Below are 24,929 nucleotides of genomic sequence, written 5' to 3' on the forward strand. Positions count from 1 at the left end.
TGTATTTATACCCCGATGGGTGCTAATTAAACAAAAAATGGCCCATTCAAAGGTTCTCCTCCACTAAATTCAAACCTCTTTATCAGGCTTTAAAATAAAAAGAAGCCTGCAGTTTTAAAAACTGCAGGCCATTTCCATCACTCTTAGAAGCGGTCGCTTCTTCGTTCAGTTGCCTTTTTCTCATTTACGAACGATTCATCTGTACTATCAAGCTTGATATCTTCCTTTTTAAGGGTATCCTGAACTTGTTCCGTTTCTTGTACAGCATGTTTCCTGATGACAATTTCATCTGTGACAACAGGTTTTTTCGAAACTTCCAATTTTTCTTCAACTACTGGGATACGTAGTGTTTCTCCATCTTCAATGCTTCCAGTTTCCAGATTCTCTTCACGTCCTGAAACCGATCTATGCTCGACTGTCACTTCTTCGTGTTCAACAGGAACATTTATCGTTTTATGTTGTTCATTGACTTCTTTATTAATGACCACTTCACCTGTCTGAACTCTTTCTTTGTCAATGTTCAGCTGTTCTTCCCGAAGTGTAAGCGTCCTTTCATCTTCAGGCAATTCACGGCCTTGCCCGTTCACTCCGTAAACATCTTCTTTATTCAGTGCATAGTTTTTTTCAGTCCCGTTATAAAGCGGGTTGGCGGAGTTCGTATCCAGCCTTGTACCGGCAGTGTCCATTGTTCCTGTCGTGAATTTATCTCTTGCCGTCTCCAGGTGCCCTTCACCTTCTTCGACCAGAACCAGGACTTTTCCGTTTTCTACATCAAAGACATGTTCAGCCGCTTCACTATTCGAAAGACCAGCATTCGCCAATCTTGTTGAAAGGTCTGCCGTATCTTCCGGCATGAGGAAGCGTGCCACCTTGTCCATGAATGATTCGTCGTTAGGAACATTCGTCATTGTATGAACATCCGTTTCGCGTTGCTGGTTCGTGAAATCCAATGTTTCTTCCTTGTCTGCGACAACCGTAATATCGTCCCCTTCAAAGCCCTTGGCCTTAAGTGCATTGATTGCTTGAATCACTTCTGCATTTGATTCATATACTCCATATACTGTTTTATTCATTTTACATTCCTCCTTAGGTTTTGGTGACTGGTTTAGTGATGCTATATATAAACTCTACCCGCCATACACCTAAGTAAACGAGAAATCAATATTTCATTTATGTTATATCATTACATTTCGTTCTCAGCACAGAACAATTTTTCAAATGAAATCCAGGTATTATACGGGTTCCCCCATTTTTAAAAATGTAATGTTTACCCAAATAATCCCATTTCATTATTTTCATCTAATCTTTTTTCTTCTATTATAAACCCACGGCCTCCACTAGCAGGTCCACTATATGCACCGCTTTCGTACATGCCCCCAGGTTTTCCCGCTCGATCCCCAATTGCATTTGTAGCAAACAGCCTGGATTTGCCGTGACAACGATATCGGCCTGTGTCGATTTAGTGTGCTCCATTTTAGTGTCGAGGATATTCATGGACATCTCTGATTCAACAATATTATAAATCCCTGCCGAGCCGCAGCACCGATCCGCATCCTTCATTTCCCTGAAGTCGATTCCTTCTATCGATTGAAGGAGAATTCGCGGAGCCACGGAGGTATTCATCACATTCCGTAAGTGACAGGAATCCTGAAAAGTTACTGATTGTGCTGGCAGTTTCAGACGGACTTTTTCCTGAAAACGCAAGTCCACAAGGATCTCGCTTATATCTTTCAACTTATTTTTAAATGCGATTGCCCGGTCGTTCCATTCCGGTTCATCTTGGAGCAAATGGTCATAGTCTATGAGAAAAGCTCCACAACCGCCGGCATTCGTAATAATATAATCCACTTCGTCCGCTTCAAAAGCTTCAATATTACGCCTGGCCAGTTGCTTTGCCCCTTCTTTTTCACCACTGTGTCCATGCAGTGCCCCGCAACAAGCCTGGGATTTCGGAATAACGATTTCACATCCAGCCAGCTGAAGAAGCTTTAGTGTAGCCTTGTTCGTTTCCAAAAACATCGTATCCATCAAGCAGCCGGAAAAGAAAGCCACCTTTTTGAGTGCTGTTCCGATTGCAGGCAGCTCAGTTGGCCTATTTTTCATTTCTGATTTTTTTGGGACCTTCGGCAGCACTTTTTCCATGGTTGCCAAATTATCCGGAAGCATGTTCAGGACTCCCGTTTTACGGGCCACATATTGGAGTCCTGATCTCTGATAGAAGCCTAGCAAACTCGTCATGGCCTGCATTCGCTCCTGATGCGGGAATAATCCACTAAAAACGGCCTTGCGAATCGTTTTTACAGGGAGACTGTGTTTCTTATTCTGATGGATGATATCCCTTGCTTCTTCTAGAAGATGTCCATATTTCACACCTGAAGGACAGACAGGCTCACAAGCCCTGCAGCCGAGACAGAGACTCAAAGAACGTTCAACATCCTCATCGGGCGCAATCACACCATCGGCCACCGCTTTCATAAGTGCAATCCTGCCTCTTGGTGAATGGGATTCCTTCAACCCCGATTCCATGTATGTCGGGCAATGGGGTAAGCAAAAGCCGCAGCGCATACAATTCAACAATTCATCTTCATTCATTTTTTCCGCGAATTGTTGGGCAATGGTTTCCCTTTCCTGAGCTGTCGTCATGAAGATACCACCACCCTTTTCCTGCTTTCCTTGGCAAATACTTTACCGGGATTCATGATGTTATTGGGATCGAATGCTTGTTTAATCGCTCTCATGGCGGCAATCCCTTCTTTCTTCAGCTTCCATTCAAGGTAAGGGGCCTTCATCGCTCCTACACCATGTTCACCGGTAATCGTCCCGCCAAGGTCGATAGCCACGGCAAAAATGTCGGCAAAGGCGAGCTCCACTCTCTCCATTTCATCATGGTCACGAGCGTCGGTAATGCACGTTGGATGCAGATTCCCATCACCCGCATGACCGAAAGTGCAAATGTCCACGTTATGCTTGCTTGCGATCTCATTAATCGCCCTAACCATTTTGGCAATTTCCGACCGGGGAACGGTGGCATCTTCCAAAATGGTCGTCGGCTTGAGGCGTGCCAGTGCGGAAAGGGCTGTCCGTCTTGCCGTTTTCAAGGCAATTGCGTCAGATTCCGTTTCGGCAATTTCCACGGAAACCGCCTTTTCCTCTAGGCAGATATCGGCCATCCTTTTCATATCACGTTCCACCACTTCCGGCGGACCATCCTGTTCAATCAGCAGGACCGCCTCCACATTGGTGGGCAAACCGATTTTCGCGAAGTCCTCAACCACGATCAACGTCGGCCGATCCAGAAATTCCAGTGTGACGGGAATGATTTTATTTGAAATGATCTTGGCCACTGACTGGGCCGCAGCATCCAGATCTTGATATAGGGCTAGCATCGTCTTTGTCGTTTCCGGGATTGGAATCAGCTTTAAGATCGCTTCCGTAACAATGCCCAGCGTCCCCTCTGAACCGACAAAAAGCTTCGTTAAATCATATCCGGCTACATCTTTGGCAAGCTTGCCCCCTGTTCGGATGATGTCCCCATTCGGAAGGACCACTTCAAGCCCGATGACATAATCACGGGTGACTCCGTACTTTAACCCTCGCAGTCCACCTGAGTTTTCATTAATGTTGCCGCCAATCGTGGAGATTTTCATCGAACTTGGATCGGGCGGATAAAACAAGCCCTTTCCTTCAACTGCTGAAATCAAGTCCAATGTGATGAGCCCAGGTTGTACGGTCGCCGTTAAATTTTCCTCATCTATTTCGAGTAATGAATTCATTCGATTGAATAAAAGGACAAGCCCCCCCTCTGTCGGGCAGGTGCCTCCGCTCAAATTCGTCCCCGACCCGCGTGGAACGATCGGAACATGGTATTCATTGCAAACTTTTACGATGGCTGCGACTTCAGCTGTGCAGCCCGGTTTAATGACTGCATCCGGCATCGCTTGAAACCCTGGCGTGGCATCATATGAATAGACAAGACATTCAACTTTCGAGTCATCGTAATTCTCCTGACCAACGATGGTAAGAAGTAGTTGCTTAACCTGCTTTGTTAACATGTATATCCTCCTCATATAAACAAATGGAATTCGATATTTTTTATATGATTTAAGTATAAGAAAATAACATTCAACCTTCTATGTATGAACATATAGAATTTACAGCTTTCCATGGAATTAATTTGTATGTTTATCCAATACTCTTAGTGCTAGATACATAGTGACCAAATCGGCTAGCTTCCTAGGATTCAACTGGGTCATTTCTTCTATGCGCTTGAGCCTGTAATGGAGGGTATTGATATGGATATGCAGGGCTGCAGCGGTTTCCTTCAAAGATAGATCACTTGCAAAATACATGGAAAGGGTTTTAAGCAGCTCCTCATTAGGAAGCAAATCCTGAATAGTCCGAGATAAATAATCATGTCTTGTTTCAGGGGTAACTTCATCAAGCAGGACCTCAAGCTTCAAGTCCTCGTCAAATATTATTCCCGATGAAGGTAACGCGATTTTCAAGGAACGTTCCGCTTTAAAAAATGCTTGCCTGAATACGGATCCCGGTGCACGCGAACTTACCCCTGCGCTCACTTTATAACCCGAACTCTCTTCCAGGTTTCTTATCAGTTTACTTAATTTCTTTAGTTGTTGGATTTTTGAACCGATAAAATCGGCTATCGAAAGAATGACGAATTGGTTCCTCCCCCAACGGACCACGATGTCCTTGGGATGCTGCTGTTTTATGTACATCTGAAGCGTTCTCCACACATGAGGTTCGATGATTTTTTCAGTCTTAAATTCACCAAGGGTTATGATCCGGTCTGCATGAACATCGACCCCAAGCAACTTAGCCTTCTGAAGGAATGGTTCATTGAACATCTGCAGCTGATGCCATTCAAATACAAAGAATTCCATCAGACGTGATTGGGATTCTGCTTGTTCGATATGATAGCTTTCCTGAATGAACATCTCCGTCATCTTTTTTAAAAGTTCTGCATAGGGGGAAACATGTTTGGGGTCTCCCGTGATTCCAATTACACAAACGGCTTCCTGATTAAAGAAAATAGGTAGATTTATTCCTGCCTTCACCCCTTTCCAACTTCGTTCATCCTGTTTGTTGATGATCAATTTCTCACGATTTTTGAAAGCGTGGATGGCTCCTTCATGATAAGATCCGATACGGCTGCCATCGGTGCTTGCGATAATCGTGCCAGCATGATCAATAATGATGATTTCCTCATCAATCAGTTTTCGAACCTCATGAACCAATTTTTCTGCCACGGCTGCCAATTGCATTATATGTCCTCCTTTATTGAATGGGCTTGGAAAATACTTCGAGGCTCCCTTTCGAAAGGGAGCCTCTTTCTACTTATGGAATCATCCAGGAAAGGACGCCATTTTGCAAGAAGGTAATCACGCAAACAAGTAGCAGCAAGAATATACTATGTTTGAGCGTGAACCTTAATAATTCTGATTCCCTGCCGGCCAATCCAACGGCGGCACAAGCAATCGCTATCGATTGTGGTGAAATCATCTTTCCGGTGACCCCTCCGGATGAGTTCGCCGCAAGCGCCAGGACCGGCTCCATCCCCACTTTAAGTGCGGTAACTTTCTGAAGACTGCCAAATAAGAGGTTGGCTGATGTATCCGACCCGGTAATGAACACACCCAGCCAGCCGAGAACCGGTGCGAAGAACGGAAATAAATCCCCCGATTTTGCAAGGGTCATCCCTAATGTTGTCGACATGCCTGAAGCATTCGTTATGTAGGCAAAAGCCACCACGGATGAAATCATCAAGATTGGTTTTGCCAACTCATTCATCGCTTCCGCAAAGGTGCTAAAAAAGTCTTTTGCAGACATATGTGCGATGAACTTCGTAACGATGGCTGCCAGCAAAATGGCAGTTCCGGCTGCTCCAAGCAGTTCTATTTTATAGAAAGCCGCAATCGGCAATCCGTTGCTTCCGATTATCTCATTATGCAAACCTGGAACTTCGATTTGGAAGGTTAATAGTTTCCCGATTTCATTGATTCCGCCAAGCAACACATTGTTGCCTTCATAATGTCCGGAGAGCGCAGGCTTAATTGGGTTCATCCCCCATATTGAGATGAAAAGCGTTAACAGAAGGAATGGTGACCAAGCATGGAAAACCTGCCATTTCGTGTACGTTGTTTCCGCTTCGGCTGTTTCATCCAAAGGTTCGACAGCTGCTGCCGTTTCCTCGGATGCAAAGCGAAAGATCGTTTTAGGTTTCCAGAATTTAAGGAAGATCGCCAATGCAAATAGTGACACTAACGCAGAAAGGATGTCCGGTAATTCAGGCCCAAGGAAATTTGAGCTTAAGTACTGGGTGATGGCAAAGGAAAATCCGGAAACCAAAATTGCCGGCAAGACTTCGAGCGACCTTTTCCACCCAGTCATTATCAAAATGAGATAAAGCGGAATGAAAGCCGAAAGGAATGGCAATTGACGGCCGACCATTTTTGAAATCTCCATGGCGGCAATGCCAGTTGGGCCTTCCATGGCGATGATCGGTATGCCAACCGCCCCGAATGCTACCGGTGCGGTGTTCGCGATCAAACAAATCCCGGCAGCATATAGCGGGTTAAAACCGAGACCAACCAAAAGCGCGGCTGAAATGGCGACCGGTGCTCCAAATCCCGCGGCACCTTCTAAAAAGGCCCCGAAAGAAAATGCCACCAATAACGCCTGAAGGCGGCGGTCTTCGGTAAGCGAAAGCACAGAAGAGCGAATAATATTGAATTGCCCGCTTTTAACAGTCATTTTGTACAAAAATACTGAAGTGATGATTATCCATCCGATTGGGAGCAGCCCATATACCGCTCCTTGTGAAGCAGACATCACCGCTTTTCCTGCCGGCATTCCATATAACAATACGGCCACTGCAATAGCTACAAGCAACGTGGTTATACCAGCAATGTACCCTTTCATCCGTTTGATGGTAAGTGCCCAGAAAAAGTAAAGAATTGGGATGAGTGCGACAAGAGATGATAAAACTAAATTATCGGTGATTGGCGTAAAGTTTTGTGTCCATGTCATTCATTTCGACTCCATTTTCTATAAATTTTTTAAAATTTCAGAAATCTACCACTAACTGAAAACCCTTACATATCCAAATATTCAAAGTCATCAGATGACTTGATGAGTATTCATTAAAATTAAATGATTAAAAATATAAAATCAAGATTTTTTTTTATTTTTTGTTGATTTTTAACCTTCTGGAAGTGTGAAAGATCATTTGTGTTATATAATATTAACCAGAGAAACTCATAGAAAATAGAGGTGCTACCCTTGGTATATAAAAAAATAAAGCCGAAAAAAATTTATGAAGAAGTCAGCGATGAACTTTATGAAATGATTCGGTCAGGTATCCTGAAACCAGGTGAACAATTGGATTCCATTCAGCAGCTTGCGGAAAATTTCCAAGTTGGGCGCCCGGCCATCCGTGAGGCATTAAGTGCATTAAGTTCAATGGGCCTCATTGAAATAAAACAAGGGGAAGGAACATTCGTTAAAACCTTCGACCCTACTATCATGAACCATCCCTTGTCCGCAGCCCTTTTGATGGATCAAGACAATATCCAGCATTTGCTGGAAGTTCGGAAAATCCTTGAGTCCGGCACGGCAGAGGTGGCAGCGAAGAAAAGATCGGAAGAAGACCTTATCGAACTCAAAGAAAGGCTTTCTGATATTGAGAAGGTATCCTACGATGAAGAACTTAGTGATAAAGCGGATATCGCCTTCCATGTCGCAGTGGCGAATGCCTCCCAAAATGAGCTGCTGATAACATTGATGAACCACGTTTCAGAGTTAATGACGGAAAAGATGCGTGATATCCGTCGGATTGCACTTTATTCCGAAGAGATGACACTTAAGCAGCTTTACCAGCAGCATGCCCGGATATATGATGCAATCGTGGCACAAGATGAAGCCGGAGCCCGCAATGCCATGCTGTTTCACCTTCAAAGCGTCGAGGAATCACTGAACCGGGTCATCCAAAAGAATCAGCAAAAGAATCGTTGATCTTCCTTTAAATTTGAAAAATACCCTATACAAACAAAGATAAAATTGATATATTATTTTGAAAACGATTACTTCATTTAAAAATCTTGGAAATTGGTATATTCTCTTAACCATTTCCTTTTTCTATTTTTTAGTCATCAGATGACCTGTTAACTTATTTTGTTAAAGGAGGAGTTCAGATTGAAAGTTACTCTCTTTGCAACCTGTTTGGTTGATTTGTTTCAATCCAATGTCGGCAAGGCGACAGTGGAGCTGCTCGAGAGATTAGGCTGTGAGATTGATTTCCCGGAATCCCAGATATGCTGCGGACAGCCGGCATATAATAGCGGGTATACGAAGGATTCGAAGGAAGCTATGAAAAAGATGATTAAAACGTTCGCGGATGCTGAATACATCGTAACCCCTTCCGGTTCCTGTGCAGCGATGTTCAAAGAATATCCGGTCCTTTTCAAAGGCGATGCCGAATGGGAAAAGAAAGCAGCTTCATTAGCGGCTAAAACATATGAATTGACCCAATTCATCGTGGATGTCTTAAAAGTAACCGACGTCGGGGCTACCCTTAAGGGAAAGGCTACTTATCATACTTCATGCCATATGACACGGCTGCTTAAGGTGAAGGAAGCACCTGCCATTTTGTTAAGCCATGTTAAGGGTCTGGAAATGACACCTCTTCCCGATGCTCATAATTGCTGCGGGTTCGGGGGAACATTTTCGGTTAAGATGGGGGACATTTCCGGGCAAATGGTGGAGGAGAAAGTCTGCAATATCGAAGCGACCGGGGCCGATTTTTTAATTGGTGGGGATGCAGGATGTTTGATGAATATCGGCGGACGGATCCAAAGGAAGGGGCAACCGGTGAAAGTGCTCCATATTGCGGAAGTCCTGAATAGTATTTAAAGAAAGTGAGGAGGGAAAAACGATGGCTATGAAAACCAGCTCTGCCAAGTTTAAAGACCGGGTGGATGAAGGAATACATAATGATTTTATGCGATTGGCAGTATCGAGTGCCCAGGAACGATTACACGGACGGCGGCTGACGGCCGTTGATGAATTGGGAAACTGGGAGGATTGGCGGTCCCTTGGTGAAGAAATCCGGCAGCATGTGCTCAGTAACCTTGATTTCTATTTGCATCAGCTTGCAGAAAATGTTTCAAAAAGGGGCGGTCATGTCTTCTTCGCTGAAACGGCTGAAGAAGCAAGCGGATACATCAAAGATGTCATTGTAAAGAAGAATGCCAAAAAAGTCGTGAAATCCAAATCGATGGTCACGGAAGAGATCAATTTAAACGCAACTCTTGAAGCGGTTGGCCTCGATGTCGTCGAAACGGACCTTGGTGAATACATTTTACAAGTGGATGATCATGATCCCCCTTCCCATATCGTCGCACCTGCTCTCCATAAAAATAAAGAACAGATAAGGGATGTTTTTAAAGAGAAGCTCGCCTATACGCAAACCGAAAAACCGGAAGAGCTTACTGCCCATGTCCGGGGCATTCTGCGGAAAGATTTCTTAAGCGCCGATGTGGGCATAACCGGCTGTAATTTTGCAATTGCGGAAACGGGCTCGATCGGTTTGGTGACGAATGAAGGAAACGCCGATTTGGTCACTGCCCTCCCGAAAACGCAAATCACTGTGATGGGAATGGAACGGCTTGTGCCTACATTCGATGAATTCGAGGTCCTTGTCAGCTTATTGACAAGAAGCGCTGTCGGCCAAAGATTGACCAGTTACATCACCGCACTTACCGGCCCGCGTGATGAAGGCGATGCAGACGGACCCGAGGAATTTCACCTTGTGATTGTAGATAATGGACGTTCCTCCATTTTGGGAACTGAGTTTCAATCCGTTCTTCAATGCATTCGCTGTGCTGCCTGTATAAATGTATGCCCGGTCTATCGCCAGGTTGGCGGCCATTCATATGGTTCAATATATCCTGGACCAATCGGTGCTGTGCTTTCACCCTTGCTCGGAGGGTATGATGATTTCAAGGAGCTTCCATATGCCTCAACTCTTTGTGCAGCATGTACAGATGCCTGTCCGGTAAAGATTCCTCTTCACGAATTATTGAGGAAGCATCGTGAAGTCATCGTTGAAAAGGAAAAAATGGCTCCATTTTCAGAAAAGATGGCCATGAAAGCCTTCGGAATCGGTGCGGCATCGCCTATGCTTTATAAGTTCGGTTCCAAAATTGCCCCATCAGCGATGTCTCCTTTTAAAACGGGGGATTTCATCTCAAAAGGACCTGGGCCACTCAAAACTTGGACAGAAAGCCGCGAGTTCCCAGCTCCAGGAAAAGAAAGCTTTCGGGACTGGTTCAAAAATCGGGAAAAAGGAGGGAAACCATCATGAATGGAACCATCCACAATGAAGGGACGTTTTTAAACAATATTGCAAAAAACCTGGGAAGGGCTCCTATTAAGGAAGGCATTTCCGTTCCGGTATGGAAGCATGCCCCCCAAAAAGAAGTTTTGAAACATGCGACACCAAATGAGCTTGTCGAGGAATTGGAGGAGCAGTGCAAAAGGGTACATACTCAGTTTCACCTTACCGACTCCAAGCAAGTGATGCAGTGTTTAAAACAGGTGATCGAGGAACTTGGAAACGGACCCTTGATCATCCCTAAGGACGATCGATTTTCTGCCTATCAGTTAGATGATATCCTAAAGGATAAAGATGTCCATGTTTGGGATCACCAAGCAGGGAAAGAAAATGTCAAGAAAGCCGAGAGGGCCAACATCGGAATCACATTCAGTGAAATGACATTGGCAGAATCAGCGACCGTCGTCTTGTTCAGCGACAAGGACCACGGCCGTTCCATCAGCTTCCTTCCTTCCTGCCATGTTTCCATCATTCCAAAAAGCACCATTGTTCCGCGAATGACCCAGGCTGCTGCGGCCATTCGTTCAAAAGTTACCCGTGGCGAAGTCGTTCCTTCCTGCATTAATTTCATAACAGGACCGAGCAATTCCGCCGATATTGAAATGGACCTTGTCGTCGGCGTCCATGGGCCCATCAGAGCTGTCTATATAATCGTAGAAGATAAATAAAATAGAAATAAAGAAAAGAAAAAATGGAGAGGCCCTAATTAGGCCTCTCCATTTTTAACTTTCACTATATCACTCGTAAATGATCCGATCAACCGCTTCACGGTCGAGGCGTTTGATCACTTCGACAATGAGCTTAACAGCATTCTCATAATCGTCCCGGTGAAGCATTGCTGCATGTGAATGAATGTAGCGGGTTGCAATCGTGATCGCCAGGGCAGGTACTCCATTTGCCGTTAAATGGATGGAGCCTGCATCCGTCCCACCACCTGGAATCGATTCATATTGATAAGGAATTTCCATTTCATCAGCCGTGTCGGTAACGAAATCGCGTAATCCCTTATGTGCTACCATCGACGAATCATATATGACTATTTGCGGACCTTCCCCCATCTTACTCATCGCTTCTTTATCGGATACCCCCGGTGTATCACCAGCTATGCCGACATCGACGGCAAAACCGATATCCGGCTGAATTTTGAATGTGGATGTTTTAGAGCCACGGAGGCCGACCTCTTCCTGCACCGCGCCAATTCCATAAACTACATTAGGATGGTCGCTATCTTTCAGCTGTTTAAGCACATCAATGGCGATTGCACAGCCAATTCGATTGTCCCAGGCTTTGGCCAGCAGCATCTTTTCATTATTCATGACCGTGAATTCGAAATATGGCACGACCATATCCCCTGGCTTGACGCCCCATTTCTTAACCTCTTCTTTGCTTGCTGCACCAATATCAATAAACATATCCTTAATATCAATCGGCTTTTTCCTCGCTTCCGCTGACAGGATATGCGGCGGCTTGGAACCGATAATGCCAGTTACATCACCTTTACTTGTAACGATCGTCACACGTTGGGCCAGCATGACCTGTGACCACCAGCCCCCTACCGGCTGAAAACGCAAAAATCCTTTATCATCAATTTGGGTAATCATGAAACCGACTTCGTCCATATGCCCAGTAACGACAATTTTCGGTCCGTTTTCATCACCCGTTTTCTTGGCAATCAAACTTCCCAGGCCATCTGTCGATATTTCATCGGCAAATGGTGCTATGTATTCGGTCATCACTTTTCTTACTTCACTTTCATTTCCTGCAATGCCTTTAGCATCCGTTAAATCCCTCAGCATTCTTAACGTTTCATCTAATTGAGCCATTCTTTTACCTCCCTATTACTTACATTACAAGAATAATTATACAGAAAACCGATTGCATAAACAATCAACAATCAGTAGCCTTGCTTTTGCCGTTGGTAGTTTACTTCATTTTTGCTTACATATGCTTTTTCGACATCCACTGCTGAAAATCCAAGCAACTCCCCTAAATGTAAATACTCAGCAAAAACCTTATGGAAAGATGACTCTGTCAATTGCGTGCGAAATTCACTGATGTAGCCGTAAATAGCAGTAAATTGAGCCGTCAAATCCTCCTGAGGCATCTTGAGGGCGGATGGAACTTCAGGTTCAAATCCCAGTTCGATCCCGAGTGACAAAATGAAATGAATCCCATCCACATATTCAGCCAAAATCGTTTCTTTATCAGAGGGGCCTTTGAGACTCCAAAATTTAAAACATCTCGTTTCATTAGCCAACTCCCCAAGCTCTACCAATAGAGCAAGTATCTTCCGTTCGACCAAGTCTTCAGCACCCAAATCATGTTTTGATTGTATATGCTCATCTAACGCTGCCTGCATGTCCATTAATTTACCTATGTTCATTTTCATCACTACTTTCTATCGTCTTCCTTTAAATTATATCAAATAAATGAAACTTATTAAAAACCCATACGTAAATGAAGGGAATCACTCTGTTTAGGGAGGTAGCTCCATGGTATTGATTATGCGGTTCATTCTTTTGGCTCTTATCATCTTCTTAATATATACAGTCATCAAATACGTATTTAACCCGAAAAGAAAATTAGAGCTGGCACATGAACAGAAAAAGTTCTTTCTGCTCGACGATACAGCCAATATACGAAAGAATTTTTTATTGACGTACAACGGGGTAATGTTTGAAGGGGAAAAGTATTTAGGGACGACGGAGCGCTCCTTCGAGGTCATATCCATCTTCATATGGCCTAAAAAAGTTGCGGGCCTGAAAGGCTTGAAGCGAAATGACTTTTTAAAAATCGAGGAAGCGATAAAAAAACAATATCCGGATGCCGTCATTGATTGGAAAAGCCCGGTTAAGGAATTTTTGCAAAAATGAAAAATATCACGCACAACAAAGAGCCTTGAGAAAAATGAACTCAAGGCTCTATATTAATCATGGGAACGGAAAAATTCCTTCCAGGGAACGACCGTCTGCTTCTCTCTCAATAAATATAGCAATAAGGTTAATGATAATAAAATAATGACAATCAGTGTTGGACTGAAATCGGCAATATAGTGGCCAAAAACCGTGTATACGAAAGCTACAGGGATATTAGTCATGAAAGATAGATAAAAGTAATTTTTCAACCCTTTATTGGATTCCAATAAGCAAAGCGATAATAAATAAAAATGTATGAATGGTATTAATCTCAGTACTGCAATTTGACGGCTGTTTAGCTTTCGGTTTCCAAACAACTTATTCTTAAGCCGCAGTAGCCTTTCCTTTGTTTTCGGAAATTTACCTATCACGAAATAAAAGGCCATACTGGACAACGTCAAACCGATTACCGAATAGATGGTCCCAAAAGCGGCCCCGAATAATACTCCGCCAGACATGCAAACCACAATGACGGGAATGAATAAAAATTGCCTTAATAAATGAAAAGTGATAAAGATAAGTGGTGCAAATACGCTTCCGGATTGAATGTAGCTCATCACAAGTGTCAGTTTATCATTCATGCTCTCCCTCCAGCTACTCTTTGCTGCTTCTACAAGCATATACATTATACGGGCTACATATTACCATTGAATGAATATCTTGATCAATAAGCCTATTTGAAGAATCATCAATATAGGCAAGCCCCATTTAAAAGCGCCATGCTTCGTCTTATGGCGGAAATGCTTCATCCCCAGAAAGGATCCTGTCCCTCCACCTATGACCGCCCAAAACCAAAGTGTCTTTTCGCTGATCCGGTACTCCCCATTACGCGCTTTCCTTTTGTCGACTCCCATTATGGCAAATCCCATGATGTTCGTGATGATCATATAAACAACAATGAACCATACTCCTTGCATCCTCATACCCTCCTTTAAATGTAAAAAGCCACCCTCTTGAAAAGAGAGTGGCTGATATCAGTCAGACTTATTTGTCTAATTGTTGTTTAGCAGCAGTTGCTAATTGAGCAAAAGCTTGTTCGTCAGCAACAGCAAGATCAGCAAGCATTTTGCGGTTCACTTCGATACCAGCAAGCTTTAGACCATGCATTAAACGGCTGTAAGAAAGACCGTTGATGCGTGCTGCAGCGTTGATACGAGTGATCCAAAGTTTGCGGAAATCACGTTTCTTTTGACGACGGTCACGGAAAGCATAGTTTCCTGACTTCATTACTTGTTGGTTAGCTACTTTGAAAAGAATATGTTTCGCGCCATAGTAACCTTTAGCTAATTTTATTACCTTTTTACGACGTTTGCGAGTAACAGTACCGCCTTTTACACGTGGCATGTTATTTCCCTCCTATTTAACTCGATAAATCGAACTTATTTAATGTTGTCTAGCATATGACGAATACGTTTGAAGTCACCTTTGCTTACAAGGCTAGCTTTGCGAAGCTTACGCTTTTGCTTAGTAGATTTGTTAGCAAATAAATGGCTTGTGTAAGCGTTAGAACGCTTAAGTTTGCCGGATCCAGTCTTTTTGAAACGTTTAGCAGATCCGCGGTGAGTTTTCATTTTAGGCATAAGGTATTCCTCCTCATTACAAATTACTTTACAATTACTTTTCGTTTTTCGGTGCTAAGATAATGAACATGCTGCGTCCGTCCATTTTTGGGTGTTGCTCGATTGTAGCCACTTCTTTACATGCTTCAGAAAAACGAACGAGTACACGTTGACCAATTTCCTTATGCGTAATGGCACGTCCTTTGAATCGGATAGAAGCTTTTACTTTATCGCCTTTTTCAAGGAATTTAATTCCGTTGCGAAGCTTCGTATTGAAATCATGTTCTTCAATCGTCGGGCTCAGACGAACCTCTTTCAGACTGATGACTTTTTGATTTTTACGTGCTTCCTTGTCTTTCTTTTGCTGCTCGAAGCGGTGTTTTCCGTAGTCCATAATCCGGGCTACCGGAGGCTTTGCATTTGCAGCAACTAAAACTAGATCAAGATTTACACGAGCGGCAATTTCCAATGCCTCGAATTTCGTTTTAATTCCAAGTTGTTCTCCGTTTTGGTCAATAAGACGAACTTCACGGGCTCGGATGCCCTCGTTTACCATCGCGTCTTTACTAATAGTTAGCCACCTCCAAAGATATTGGCGAATACGAATATTTGAATCAATTCGGTCACGCTCACAACTCGCTTACAGGATATAATCATAATAAAAAAGTGTGGATGCATGCTGCACCCACACTGATAGACTCATTCAGAAAGATCCAAATAATCAAATCATGACCTGTTAACTGCATTGCTTGCGTCAACCAGGTGAGAAGCGGGTGCTTCTTCTTTTCCTCAAACACGTATTCAATTCACTTTAGAAATATATCATAAACACTGATGACTTGTCAAATGCTAATTTATTCGTTTTTCACAACAAAATTAATATTATCAGACATTCTGTTATTTGACAATACGTTTTTTCAAAGTAATTTGGACAAAAAATATTCATCATGATACTTCCCATCAAAAAACAGCGATTCCCGTTTTATTCCTTCTTTTTCAAAACCCATCTTTTCATATAAGGAAAGCGCAGGGGCGTTGGTTGCAATTACGGACAGTTCCAGGCGCCTGATTTCGTTTGTCCGTGCATGCTCCTCCATTTTCTGAAATAACTTCGTACCGATGCCTTTTCCTCTATCCTGTTCGGCGATGCCGATGACGATTTTGGCTGAATGTCTGGTTCGGCCCAATTGATTGCCCAATAATATTAGGTAACCATTCAAATCATGGCCACTCGCAGCAACGAGGAAAACGGAAATGGGATTTTTTTCGATTTGTTCCAGTTGCTTTTCCATTTGGTTCCCCGTCGCTTTTCTTTCCCCAGGGTTGAACAGCATATATCCGGAATCTTCAACATGATTGAATAGAGCTGCCAATTTACCCGCGTCTTCCCTTGAAGCCCTTCGAATTTCCATTTCTCCCACTCCCCCTTTGGTTACAGGCCATACTGATCGAAGCCATCAAAAATCAAGAGTTTTCTTTCGCCTTTTTCTTTTTCTCAATGTTGTCCCAAGAAAATAGGGCTATCCAAAAAAGCAGGACCGGGACAATGGCATATTGCCGATAATCATCCAATAACAATAAGATGATTATGGCAAGGAATGTTGGCCCGAATAGATAAGTGAATTTCTTTTTCATGCTGACCCTCCTTTTCATTGCTGTACATATATTCACATGATGGTTTCATTTTATCATGCCTTAATTAAAAAGAGGGACACAATAATATGTGCCCCTCCATTGCTGTTAGCGGCTTACTTCCGCTTTAATCGCTGAAACAAAATCTTCAAATGCGATCGTTTCCGATTTTTGTTCACCGTATTTACGTACGTTCACGCTGCCTTCTTTGGCTTCATTGTCTCCAACAACCAGCATGTACGGGATTTTTTGCATTTGCGCTTCACGGATTTTATAACCGATTTTCTCGTCTCGTGTATCCAGATCGACACGAATGCCTTGCGCTTTAAGTTTTTCCTGCACTTCTTTCGCATAATCCAAGTGCACTTCAGGTGAGACCGGAATCACTTGTGCTTGGATAGGTGCCAGCCAAGTCGGGAATGCCCCCTTGTATTCTTCGATCAAGTAAGCGACAAAACGTTCCATTGTAGAAACGACCCCACGGTGGATTACTACCGGGCGGTGCTGCTTGCCGTCTTCACCGACGTAATTAAGATCAAAACGTTCAGGAAGCAAGAAATCAAGCTGAACAGTGGATAGCGTTTCATCTTTTCCTAAGGCAGTACGCACCTGAACATCAAGCTTAGGACCGTAGAATGCCGCTTCACCTTCCGCTTCAAAGTAATCCAGACCAAGTTCATCCATAGCACCTTTTAACATGCTTTGGGCTTTTTCCCACATGGCATCATCATCAAAGTATTTTTCTGTATCCTGCGGATCGCGATATGACAGACGGAATGAATAATCCTTGATATCGAAATCTTTATATACTTCCAGGACCAGGTTCACAACACGCTTGAACTCTTCTTTGATTTGATCGGGACGGACGAATATGTGCGCATCATTCAATGTCATCCCACGTACGCGCTGAAGGCCGGAAAGGGCACCTGACATTTCATAGCGGTGCATCAAGCCAAGCTCGGCAATTCGGATTGGCAGTTCGCGGTAGCTGTGGATACTGTTTTTATATACCATCATGTGATGCGGACAGTTCATCGGACGCAGGACAAGCTGTTCGTTTTCCATCTCCATGACAGGGAACATGTCGTCCTGGTAATGATCCCAGTGTCCAGATGTTTTATAAAGGTCCACGCTTCCCATTACAGGTGTGTAGACATGGTCATAACCCAGGCGTTCTTCTTTATCCACGATATACCTTTCGATTGTCCGGCGGATTGTCGCGCCTTTTGGTAACCACATCGGCAACCCTTGCCCCACTTTTTGTGAGCTCATGAACAAGTTCAATTCCTTGCCGATTTTACGGTGGTCACGTTCCTTGGCTTCTTCAAGGAAACGTAAGTGTTCGGATAAATCTTCTTTCTTATAGAAAGCCGTACCATAAATGCGCTGAAGCATTTTGTTTTTGCTATCGCCTCTCCAGTATGCACCAGCGATGCTCAAAAGCTTGAATTCTTTGATTTTCCCAGTTGATGGAACGTGAATTCCACGGCAAAGGTCAAAGAATTCCCCTTGCTCATAGAGCGTTACTTGCTGTTCCGCAGGAATCGCATCGATCAACTCCAGTTTATACTCGTCGCCTATTTCTTTAAAACGGGAAATGGCCTCATCACGACTCACTTCGATACGGGAAATTTCCAAGTTTTCATTGACGATTTTCTTCATTTCTTTTTCAATCAATGGAAGGTCATCGGGAGTCAATGATTCCTCTAGATCTATATCGTAGTAAAACCCGCCCTCGATGACTGGCCCTACACCGAATTTAGCATTTTTGTACAAACGTTTGATCGCTTGTGCCATCAAGTGTGCTGTACTGTGACGTAATATTTCAAGAGCATCGGCTTCGTCCTGTGTAACGATTTCGATTGTACCGTCTTGTTCAATCGGGCGTTTCAAATCATATAATTCACCATTGAATTTTCCGGCAATGGATTTTTTCCTTAAACCAGGACTGATGGATGCAGCGATGTCTTCAGTTGTAGTGCCTTTAGCAAACTCCTTGACCGCTCCGTCAGGAAAAGATATTTTCAGTAATTCAGACATACAGTTTCACTCCTTCTTATTGTTCAAACAAATTAAGGGTTTTTGATTCCATTACAACACAAAAAGCCCGCCCCTGTATAAAACAGGGACGAGCTTAGTAATAAATATCATTAACCCGCGGTTCCACCCTCGTTCCATCTTGCTTTTCACGGCAAAACGGCACTTGTAACTTGGTAACGGCAGCTTCCCGTCAGCTCATATTCGCAGAATGCTTGCTTTCCGAGCCGAAGTTTAAAGGTGGTAAGTGTTCCATGCGAATAGGAAGCTTACAGCCTGTTGGCTTCCCTCTCTGATAATCGGCGACTAGAATACCCTTGTCCTCATCATAACTTTTTGTTTTTTAATAGTATGTAGGAAATTATAATTTGTTATACGGTGAAAATCAAGGTTAATTTTCTTTTTCCCATGAAAGATCATTCAAATGCATTAGAAAAAGACGAAAGTGGCAAGATGGTCGCCCGTTCTTCGAAAATCCTTGAAATGGTCTGAATCAGCCCCTCTTCCTTGTCATCGGTATAGATACACAAGTTTTCAGGAGCAATTGATAAAAGTGGGGCAAGTATCACCGTATCTAGAAAAAGTGAACTTTTGGCAAGAAGCCTCCTGTCGATCATACTATTGATTTTTGGTCGGTCGAGCTTGCTTAATTTCTGATCATAGAAGTGAAAGCCATCCCGATTTACGAGGTGAAGCTTTCTTAATTTCGACTCCTGCCCCTGAAGGCAATCACGGAGAGTGGCAATGAAATTTTGATAATCCTGTTCCAACTTGTATTCATCAATCGCCTTGACGACATACTTTTCCAAAGTGTGCTGAAATGATTTTAAACGGAAAGTCGTAAAAGAATCGAATGAAAAAGATACCTTCCCCGCCAAAATGCTTTGTAGTCCTTCCTCAATCAATCGTTTCTCCGTACTGAATACTTCTTCTTGATTCCTTGCACGTTCCCCTTCAATGATGGATGAAGCAATCTCAGTGATGGCTTCAATTTCTTCCCGTTCCCTATAAAAAAATTTACCGACTATTATTTGCTCCAGAACAGGAAGCGTCTTTTCTTCCAATAAAAAAGAATGAAATGCATCACGAAGCAGAATTAGCCATTTATCACCTGAAGACTCCGTCATATCCACATGCATGCCTTGTTGCGGAAGAAATCGAATGTATGGTTGAAATTCTGCCCCTAGCGGATGGGCAGAAACGAAATTCAGTAATTTCAATGCCTCTGAATCGTTTTGAAACGAAATTTGCACTACGACATCCCCCCTTCCCCCTTGCTTCTTTTTTCATGTATATGGGGATGGGGACGTGTTTAGAAGTAGGATGGACCTTGTAATAAGAAAAAAGTGACCTCCATTAAGAGACCACTTTCCTTTATCTTCTCCGATTCACGCCATCCAGCTTGACCGGCTCCGCTAAATATTGAATTCGTTCCAGTACCCTGGCCGCCTTCACTTCTTCCTTCTCACCACGCTGTGAAAAGGTTAGGTGATTCTCCAAGCCATTCATGTCAAAATTCGAAGTAAAAAACGTCGGCAGGTTTTCCAGCATCCTAAATTGCAAAATCGGACCAAAAACCTCATCGCGTCCCCAGCTCGTCATGGACTCCGCTCCAATATCATCCAGCATGAGGACAGGTGCCGTTTTCACCATCTCAATTTTTTCATTGACCGTATTATCACCTATCGACCCTTTAAGTTCCCTCAAGTAGTCAGGCACATAGACAATAAGGGAGGAAATCTGCCTTTCTGCAAGTTCATTGGCAATCGCACCTAATAAATAGGTTTTCCCAACACCGAATTTCCCGTATATATATAAGCCTTTTTGCCTTTTACCTGGCTCATACTCCATAATGAACGACATCGCCTTACTTAAAACACCCAAGCGTTTGTTTTCATCATCCGTTTGAGTGAAGTCCTCGATGGTCGCCTTTAAAATATCCTTCGGCACGTAAAGGCTGCGGATCAATTTTTCCCGTTTCCGCTTTTCATCCTCTGCGAATTTCCGTGGGCAGATTTCATAATTCAGATTCAAGGCCTTCCCTTGAACGACCAATTTAGGATAATACCCATGCATCATATTGATACAGCCATCCAAGCTTGGACATTTATCACACTTATTGCTTTGTGAAGTGAACTCATAAAGCTTCCCCAAGTTTTTGTCTATCATTTCCTTCGTGACAGTCGAACTGTTGGCATTCAAAAATAACCGCACCTGTTCGTCTTCAAAAATCTCTTGTTTCAGCTTTTCATAACGCTCTTGAAATTGGTTTGTATTGGCCAATTTATTAAGGGATCTATTAATCTTTTCCATCGTTCATTTCACCTCCAGCTTTCCACTGCTTCCATTTCTCCTGAAGCTCACGTTTCTGGGCATTCAATTCAGGCTGATCCGCATTCTGCTCCTGCGGTGCTTCTTCTTTTTTCTCAAGCCACTCCGGAACCACTTCTTCCCGTATCGTCTTTTTCCGGCCGCCCTTCGCAACATTCCTGCTTCCTTGAGCCCAGTCCTGATATTTCCGGTGTTCATTTTTAGCCAGTTCCATCGCCTCGATGACCGTGGAGACCTTCAGCCGTGCCCAATGGCCTGCCAGCTTTTCCACATAGCCCTTCGTGAACTTCATATCCGTTTTGAGCATGACATATTCAATCAAGACATTGACGACACCCGGATTCAGCTTTTGATTGATCATCACGCCCTCCACCACTTTCAAATCACCGCTTGATGGCTCAGCACCGCCTGACAATTGCATCAGCCGCTCCCTTGGAGAAATCGTCTCCAAATGACGGATCAGCTCTTGTTCCTGCGTTTTCGGTTCTTCTTTTTGTGTCCGTTCACGGATCGGCTGCACGCGATTGACAAGGGAAGGCATATCGGCCTGCCGTTCGATCTGATACCAGTCCCTCGCCGCCTTCCTAAGCATTTCCTCATCGATCTCATCATCCAATGAAACGGCATCCATTACTAGTTTTTGCATTTCAAGCGGATCAATGCCATATAAAAAAGCAAGCTTGGCAATCGTACTTTTTATTTTCGGGGTAAAGGCCTTTTTCGGTACGATCGAGGATTTCATCCCGGCAAATAAAAGTTCAAAATCAAATAATTTGTCAAACCCCGTTGGTTCGACGCCATCCGCCCGATCGATGAATTGCTGTTCAGGCATCGGTTTCCATTCATTTTTCGCTTCATCCGTTACATATAAAGAGTCCAAGTGATCTGATGAGAATACCTCCGCAAAAGATTTAGTCACACTTTCATATTGATCCGTTAAGATATGATCATCACAAAAGAATCTCTTCAACCGGTTGAATTGTACTTTACCTATTTTTTTGTATAAGTAGATATTCAGCATTCCATCCGTGAAAAATTGCTGGGGGGAAAGCGGCGGGTTTAACTCATAGATAAATTCCTTCGTGTCATTCTCCGATTTCTTATATACATTCAACAAACCGATTCCCTCAAGTAAAAGCCGTGCTTCGTAAATATCACCTAACTTAAGGCCGATGGTATTCATTAATTGATAGTGTGAGGAGGTTTCCGACCATAGCCTGTTTTCCTCCAACTCACTCCACAACGTCATATAAAGGCTGATACAGATAGGTCCAATAAGAGGTTGATATAGTCGGGTCAGTATTTTCCGATCATAATCATGAAGCAGCCCCGCAGATGAGACCAAATATGAATCCGCTGGGAGCAATTCTTGCCAATGCATTGACATCTCCATTCAAACCTTTCAAAAGATGTAGTGAAAAAAGAGCCAAAGTAAATCTTCAGCTCTACTTTCTTTCTTTATTTATTAAATCTTTCAACTCATCGATAAAGACATTGATGTCTTTAAATTGCCGATAGACGGATGCGAACCGAACATAGGCCACCTCATCGACTTCTGCCAGCTTATCCATCACCATTTCGCCGACACTGTCGCTTTTCACTTCCGCTATGCCCTGATTGCGCAGTTCTTTTTCTACATAACTGGTAATTTGCTCTAGTTCTTTCAAGGGAACCGGACGTTTTTCGCAAGCCCTGATTAAGCCACGCAGGATTTTATCACGACTGAACTCTTCCCGTGTCCCGCCCTTTTTCACTACAATAAGAGGTGTTTCCTCCACCTTTTCAAATGTCGTGAATCGAAAACCACATGCCTCACATTCACGGCGTCGTCGAATCGATTTACTTTCATCGACTGGCCTGGAATCGAGCACTCTTGTTCCGTTATATTGACATGATGGGCATTTCATCATTATCAGCTCCGTATTTTATGTAGGACTCCCCTATCTAAATGTTCCCCAAGGAATTACTTTTCTACCTTAATCTTATATTAAAAGGAACGGCCAGTACAAGTAAAAAGTGTAACTTCCAGCAGTAGGCACTTTTTGTCATGCACTTGAAGCACCTTTATCAAAGTCTTTTTGTTCATGGCTATCTTACCCTATAAAATTAAAAAAGAGATGCACCCATGGCATCTCTGTGTATACGTGTTTTTTTATAGGGCACTTATATTGGCTTTTTTCATTTGTACAGGACCTAATCCACGTGGTAATTCTATGTTTTCACGTGTTTGCGCGTTCAAAGCTTCTGCAATATAATCTGCCGCAATATTCGGATCCAAGTTACCGCATGTATAGACATCAATGCTAGCATAGCCGTGTTCTGGAAAACTGTGAATCGTTAAGTGTGATTCAGAAATGATGACAACCCCACTAACTCCTTGTGGAGCAAACTTGTGAAAGGCAACTTCTCTTACCTCTGCACCTGATTTCAAAGCAGCATCAACAAAAATCTTTTCAATTAAATCGATATTGTTCAGTTTTTCAAAGTCACAACCCCAAAGTTCAGAAATGACATGTCTACCCATAGTTTCCATAGTGTAAGCTGTTTCCATATTAAGCTTCCCCCTTACCATGATTAAAAATTAAGTCTGATAACTACCACGGGGGAAAGTTAGTCCAAAGAGGTCCTAACCCTTTAAGTAGCCATCATGCAAACCGCTTTTGAAGAAGTTCACGATTCATAGTATATATGGTTTGAATTTTTTTTGCAACTCCAAATTAAATTTTTGGAAAGATAAACTTTAAATGTAATAGGGTTATAGTGAAGGGTCAAATTTGAGGAAGATTACTGTTTTCGGGTTTATTCAACGCCTTAAAACCGCCAGAATTGATTGATCAATGAATGAAAAATAGCCCGCTAAAAAATTTTAGCAGGCCCGTTTATTTTCATTATTTTACTGTTAACTCGACTTCTGAAGTTTTTTTCAACTCGGACGCAACTAATTTCACAAGGTCCACTACCCGGTTGGAGTAACCCCACTCATTATCATACCAAGCCAGGACTTTCACTTTCCTGTTCCCAATCATCATCGTTGTCAAACCATCGATGATGGCAGAGTGAGGATTAGTTTTGAAATCGCTGGAAACTAAAGGTTCCATCGTGAATTCCATGATTCCTTTAAGTTCATTTTCCGAAGCGTCGATGAACGCTTGGTTCACTTCATCAATCGTGACATCACGGTTTAGGTCCACAACAAGATCGACTAGAGATACGTTAGGTGTCGGTACGCGTATCGCCATTCCATGAAGTTTGCCTTTTAATTGAGGCAACACCAGGGAGATGGCTTTTGCAGCCCCTGTGGTGGTAGGAATGATGCTTTCCGCAGCGGCACGGGCTCGTCTTAAGTCTTTGTGCGGGTTATCGATATTATTTTGATCATTTGTATAAGAATGTATCGTTGTCATTAAACCGTTGTTTATGCCGAATTTTTCATCAAGCACTTTTGCAACCGGTCCAAGACAGTTAGTTGTACAAGATGCATTGGATATGACAAAATGCTTGTCGATTTCCAACACTTCCTGATTGACGCCCATGACAATGGTAACGTCTTCATTTTTACCCGGCGCAGATAAAATCACCCTTTTTGCCCCTGCTTCTAAATGAAGAGCCGCTTTAGAACGGTCATTAAATTTACCCGTAGCTTCAATTACAATATCTATGTTCATCTCTTTCCAAGGCAATAGCTTTGGATCGCGGTTATTTATTAGTTTTACTCGGCGGCCATTCACTACAAGTGAATCATCTTCCGCTATAATGATACCGTCGAATTTACCATGTATCGTATCATATTTTAGTAAGTGGGCTAAAGTTTCAGCAGGATAGCTTGCATTAATGGCAACAATGTCCAAACTCTCATCTAATATGGCCTTTCGGAAAACCATTCTTCCAATTCTCCCAAATCCGTTAATCGCTATTCTTGAATTCATTGTTCGGACCCTCCAAAAAATATTAATGTTATACTTATTACCTTTCTTATGTAATTAGTATAACATAATTCAGTTGAATTGTGCTAATAAAAATGCGGATTGTTCTTATTTTTTCAAC

The 24,929-nt window shown here is 43.0% G+C and carries 26 protein-coding genes and 1 other annotated feature; of the genes, 5 read left to right on the forward strand and 21 right to left on the reverse strand.

Annotation, left to right across the window (positions count from 1 at the left end; all coding sequences use genetic code 11):
• Window positions 1–143 precede the first annotated feature (143 nt).
• The 5 genes from ACDZ29_RS02545 to ACDZ29_RS02565 all read right to left on the reverse strand — a co-directional run bounded on the left by ACDZ29_RS02545 (window position 144) and on the right by ACDZ29_RS02565 (window position 7,047).
• On the reverse strand, window positions 144–1,073 hold the full coding sequence (locus tag ACDZ29_RS02545) for a YsnF/AvaK domain-containing protein (protein ID WP_375089752.1): 930 nt from the start codon (window positions 1,071–1,073) through the stop codon (window positions 144–146).
• Window positions 1,074–1,317: 244 nt separating this feature from the next.
• Window positions 1,318–2,643 carry a (Fe-S)-binding protein gene (locus tag ACDZ29_RS02550; protein ID WP_375089754.1) on the reverse strand — a complete coding sequence of 442 codons (1,326 nt, stop codon included), beginning with the start codon at window positions 2,641–2,643 and terminating at the stop codon, window positions 1,318–1,320.
• Window positions 2,640–4,052: a glycolate oxidase subunit GlcD gene (glcD, locus tag ACDZ29_RS02555; protein ID WP_375089756.1), complete on the reverse strand. Its 1,413-nt coding sequence runs from the start codon at window positions 4,050–4,052 to the stop codon at window positions 2,640–2,642. The genes ACDZ29_RS02550 and glcD overlap by 4 nt, the downstream gene beginning before the upstream one ends.
• Window positions 4,053–4,169: 117 nt before the next feature.
• Window positions 4,170–5,282 (reverse strand): PucR family transcriptional regulator, encoded by a 1,113-nt coding sequence (locus tag ACDZ29_RS02560; protein WP_375089757.1) that lies wholly within the window; start codon window positions 5,280–5,282, stop codon window positions 4,170–4,172.
• A 73-nt stretch (window positions 5,283–5,355) separates the two neighbouring features.
• Complete coding sequence (locus ACDZ29_RS02565; RefSeq protein WP_375089759.1) at window positions 5,356–7,047, reverse strand: L-lactate permease; 1,692 nt, start codon at window positions 7,045–7,047, stop codon at window positions 5,356–5,358.
• Window positions 7,048–7,299: 252 nt separating this feature from the next.
• Here ACDZ29_RS02565 and ACDZ29_RS02570 point away from each other — a divergent pair, with 252 nt between their 5' ends.
• The 4 genes from ACDZ29_RS02570 (at window position 7,300) to ACDZ29_RS02585 (ending at window position 11,079) form a co-directional block, all read left to right on the forward strand.
• The gene (locus ACDZ29_RS02570) at window positions 7,300–8,031 is read left to right on the forward strand and encodes a FadR/GntR family transcriptional regulator (protein ID WP_289334609.1); all 732 of its coding nucleotides are present in this window, start codon (window positions 7,300–7,302) and stop codon (window positions 8,029–8,031) included.
• A 180-nt stretch (window positions 8,032–8,211) separates the two neighbouring features.
• A complete protein-coding gene (locus tag ACDZ29_RS02575; RefSeq protein ID WP_375089761.1) occupies window positions 8,212–8,928 on the forward strand; it encodes a (Fe-S)-binding protein in 717 nt (238 codons plus the stop codon).
• A gap of 22 nt (window positions 8,929–8,950) precedes the next feature.
• Entirely contained in the window at window positions 8,951–10,381 is a 1,431-nt protein-coding gene (locus ACDZ29_RS02580; RefSeq protein WP_375089763.1) for a LutB/LldF family L-lactate oxidation iron-sulfur protein, read from the forward strand.
• On the forward strand, window positions 10,375–11,079 hold the full coding sequence (locus ACDZ29_RS02585) for a lactate utilization protein C (RefSeq protein WP_375091086.1): 705 nt from the start codon (window positions 10,375–10,377) through the stop codon (window positions 11,077–11,079). The genes ACDZ29_RS02580 and ACDZ29_RS02585 overlap by 7 nt, the downstream gene beginning before the upstream one ends.
• A gap of 69 nt (window positions 11,080–11,148) precedes the next feature.
• On the opposite strand, the gene ACDZ29_RS02590 is transcribed toward ACDZ29_RS02585, so the two are convergent.
• Window positions 11,149–12,234, reverse strand: a complete 1,086-nt coding sequence (locus ACDZ29_RS02590) for a M42 family metallopeptidase (protein WP_289325980.1) — start codon at window positions 12,232–12,234, stop codon at window positions 11,149–11,151.
• Between the two features lie 71 nt (window positions 12,235–12,305).
• A complete protein-coding gene (locus ACDZ29_RS02595; protein WP_375089765.1) occupies window positions 12,306–12,794 on the reverse strand; it encodes a dUTP diphosphatase in 489 nt (162 codons plus the stop codon).
• 109 nt (window positions 12,795–12,903) lie between these two features.
• On the opposite strand from ACDZ29_RS02595, the gene ACDZ29_RS02600 reads away from it, so the two are divergent.
• Window positions 12,904–13,284 carry a sigma-w pathway protein ysdB gene (locus ACDZ29_RS02600; RefSeq protein WP_289325982.1) on the forward strand — a complete coding sequence of 127 codons (381 nt, stop codon included), beginning with the start codon at window positions 12,904–12,906 and terminating at the stop codon, window positions 13,282–13,284.
• Between the two features lie 53 nt (window positions 13,285–13,337).
• On the opposite strand, the gene ACDZ29_RS02605 is transcribed toward ACDZ29_RS02600, so the two are convergent.
• The 14 genes from ACDZ29_RS02605 to ACDZ29_RS02670 form a co-directional block, all read right to left on the reverse strand.
• Window positions 13,338–13,907 (reverse strand): TVP38/TMEM64 family protein, encoded by a 570-nt coding sequence (locus ACDZ29_RS02605; protein ID WP_289315403.1) that lies wholly within the window; start codon window positions 13,905–13,907, stop codon window positions 13,338–13,340.
• Window positions 13,908–13,967: 60 nt separating this feature from the next.
• Window positions 13,968–14,243, reverse strand: a complete 276-nt coding sequence (locus ACDZ29_RS02610) for a DUF1294 domain-containing protein (protein WP_289325983.1) — start codon at window positions 14,241–14,243, stop codon at window positions 13,968–13,970.
• A gap of 67 nt (window positions 14,244–14,310) precedes the next feature.
• Window positions 14,311–14,670, reverse strand: a complete 360-nt coding sequence (gene rplT / locus ACDZ29_RS02615; protein WP_034309067.1) for a 50S ribosomal protein L20 — start codon at window positions 14,668–14,670, stop codon at window positions 14,311–14,313.
• Window positions 14,671–14,705: 35 nt separating this feature from the next.
• On the reverse strand, window positions 14,706–14,906 hold the full coding sequence (gene rpmI, locus ACDZ29_RS02620; RefSeq protein ID WP_034309070.1) for a 50S ribosomal protein L35: 201 nt from the start codon (window positions 14,904–14,906) through the stop codon (window positions 14,706–14,708).
• A gap of 34 nt (window positions 14,907–14,940) precedes the next feature.
• Entirely contained in the window at window positions 14,941–15,441 is a 501-nt protein-coding gene (gene infC / locus ACDZ29_RS02625; RefSeq protein ID WP_034309072.1) for a translation initiation factor IF-3, read from the reverse strand.
• 98 nt (window positions 15,442–15,539) lie between these two features.
• Window positions 15,540–15,676, reverse strand: a sequence feature (ribosomal protein L20 leader region).
• A gap of 126 nt (window positions 15,677–15,802) precedes the next feature.
• Window positions 15,803–16,297 (reverse strand): GNAT family N-acetyltransferase, encoded by a 495-nt coding sequence (locus ACDZ29_RS02630; protein WP_375089769.1) that lies wholly within the window; start codon window positions 16,295–16,297, stop codon window positions 15,803–15,805.
• A gap of 52 nt (window positions 16,298–16,349) precedes the next feature.
• Entirely contained in the window at window positions 16,350–16,520 is a 171-nt protein-coding gene (locus ACDZ29_RS02635; protein WP_289315400.1) for a hypothetical protein, read from the reverse strand.
• Window positions 16,521–16,625: 105 nt separating this feature from the next.
• Window positions 16,626–18,557 carry a threonine--tRNA ligase gene (gene thrS, locus ACDZ29_RS02640; protein WP_375089771.1) on the reverse strand — a complete coding sequence of 644 codons (1,932 nt, stop codon included), beginning with the start codon at window positions 18,555–18,557 and terminating at the stop codon, window positions 16,626–16,628.
• A gap of 413 nt (window positions 18,558–18,970) precedes the next feature.
• Window positions 18,971–19,807, reverse strand: a complete 837-nt coding sequence (gene ytxC, locus ACDZ29_RS02645; RefSeq protein WP_289325986.1) for a sporulation protein YtxC — start codon at window positions 19,805–19,807, stop codon at window positions 18,971–18,973.
• 121 nt (window positions 19,808–19,928) lie between these two features.
• Window positions 19,929–20,867, reverse strand: a complete 939-nt coding sequence (gene dnaI, locus ACDZ29_RS02650; protein WP_289325987.1) for a primosomal protein DnaI — start codon at window positions 20,865–20,867, stop codon at window positions 19,929–19,931.
• Entirely contained in the window at window positions 20,854–22,266 is a 1,413-nt protein-coding gene (locus tag ACDZ29_RS02655; protein WP_375089773.1) for a replication initiation and membrane attachment family protein, read from the reverse strand. Before ACDZ29_RS02655 ends, dnaI begins: the two co-directional genes overlap by 14 nt.
• A 64-nt stretch (window positions 22,267–22,330) precedes the next feature.
• Entirely contained in the window at window positions 22,331–22,792 is a 462-nt protein-coding gene (nrdR, locus tag ACDZ29_RS02660; protein ID WP_063232877.1) for a transcriptional regulator NrdR, read from the reverse strand.
• A gap of 245 nt (window positions 22,793–23,037) precedes the next feature.
• Window positions 23,038–23,418: an adenosylmethionine decarboxylase gene (gene speD, locus ACDZ29_RS02665; RefSeq protein WP_034311443.1), complete on the reverse strand. Its 381-nt coding sequence runs from the start codon at window positions 23,416–23,418 to the stop codon at window positions 23,038–23,040.
• A 355-nt stretch (window positions 23,419–23,773) separates the two neighbouring features.
• Complete coding sequence (locus tag ACDZ29_RS02670; RefSeq protein WP_289334599.1) at window positions 23,774–24,811, reverse strand: glyceraldehyde-3-phosphate dehydrogenase; 1,038 nt, start codon at window positions 24,809–24,811, stop codon at window positions 23,774–23,776.
• Between the last annotated feature and the right edge of the window lie 118 nt (window positions 24,812–24,929).

The sequence above is a fragment of the Peribacillus sp. RS7 genome (genome assembly GCF_041956845.1).
In the GTDB taxonomy this organism is placed as follows: domain Bacteria; phylum Bacillota; class Bacilli; order Bacillales; family DSM-1321; genus Peribacillus.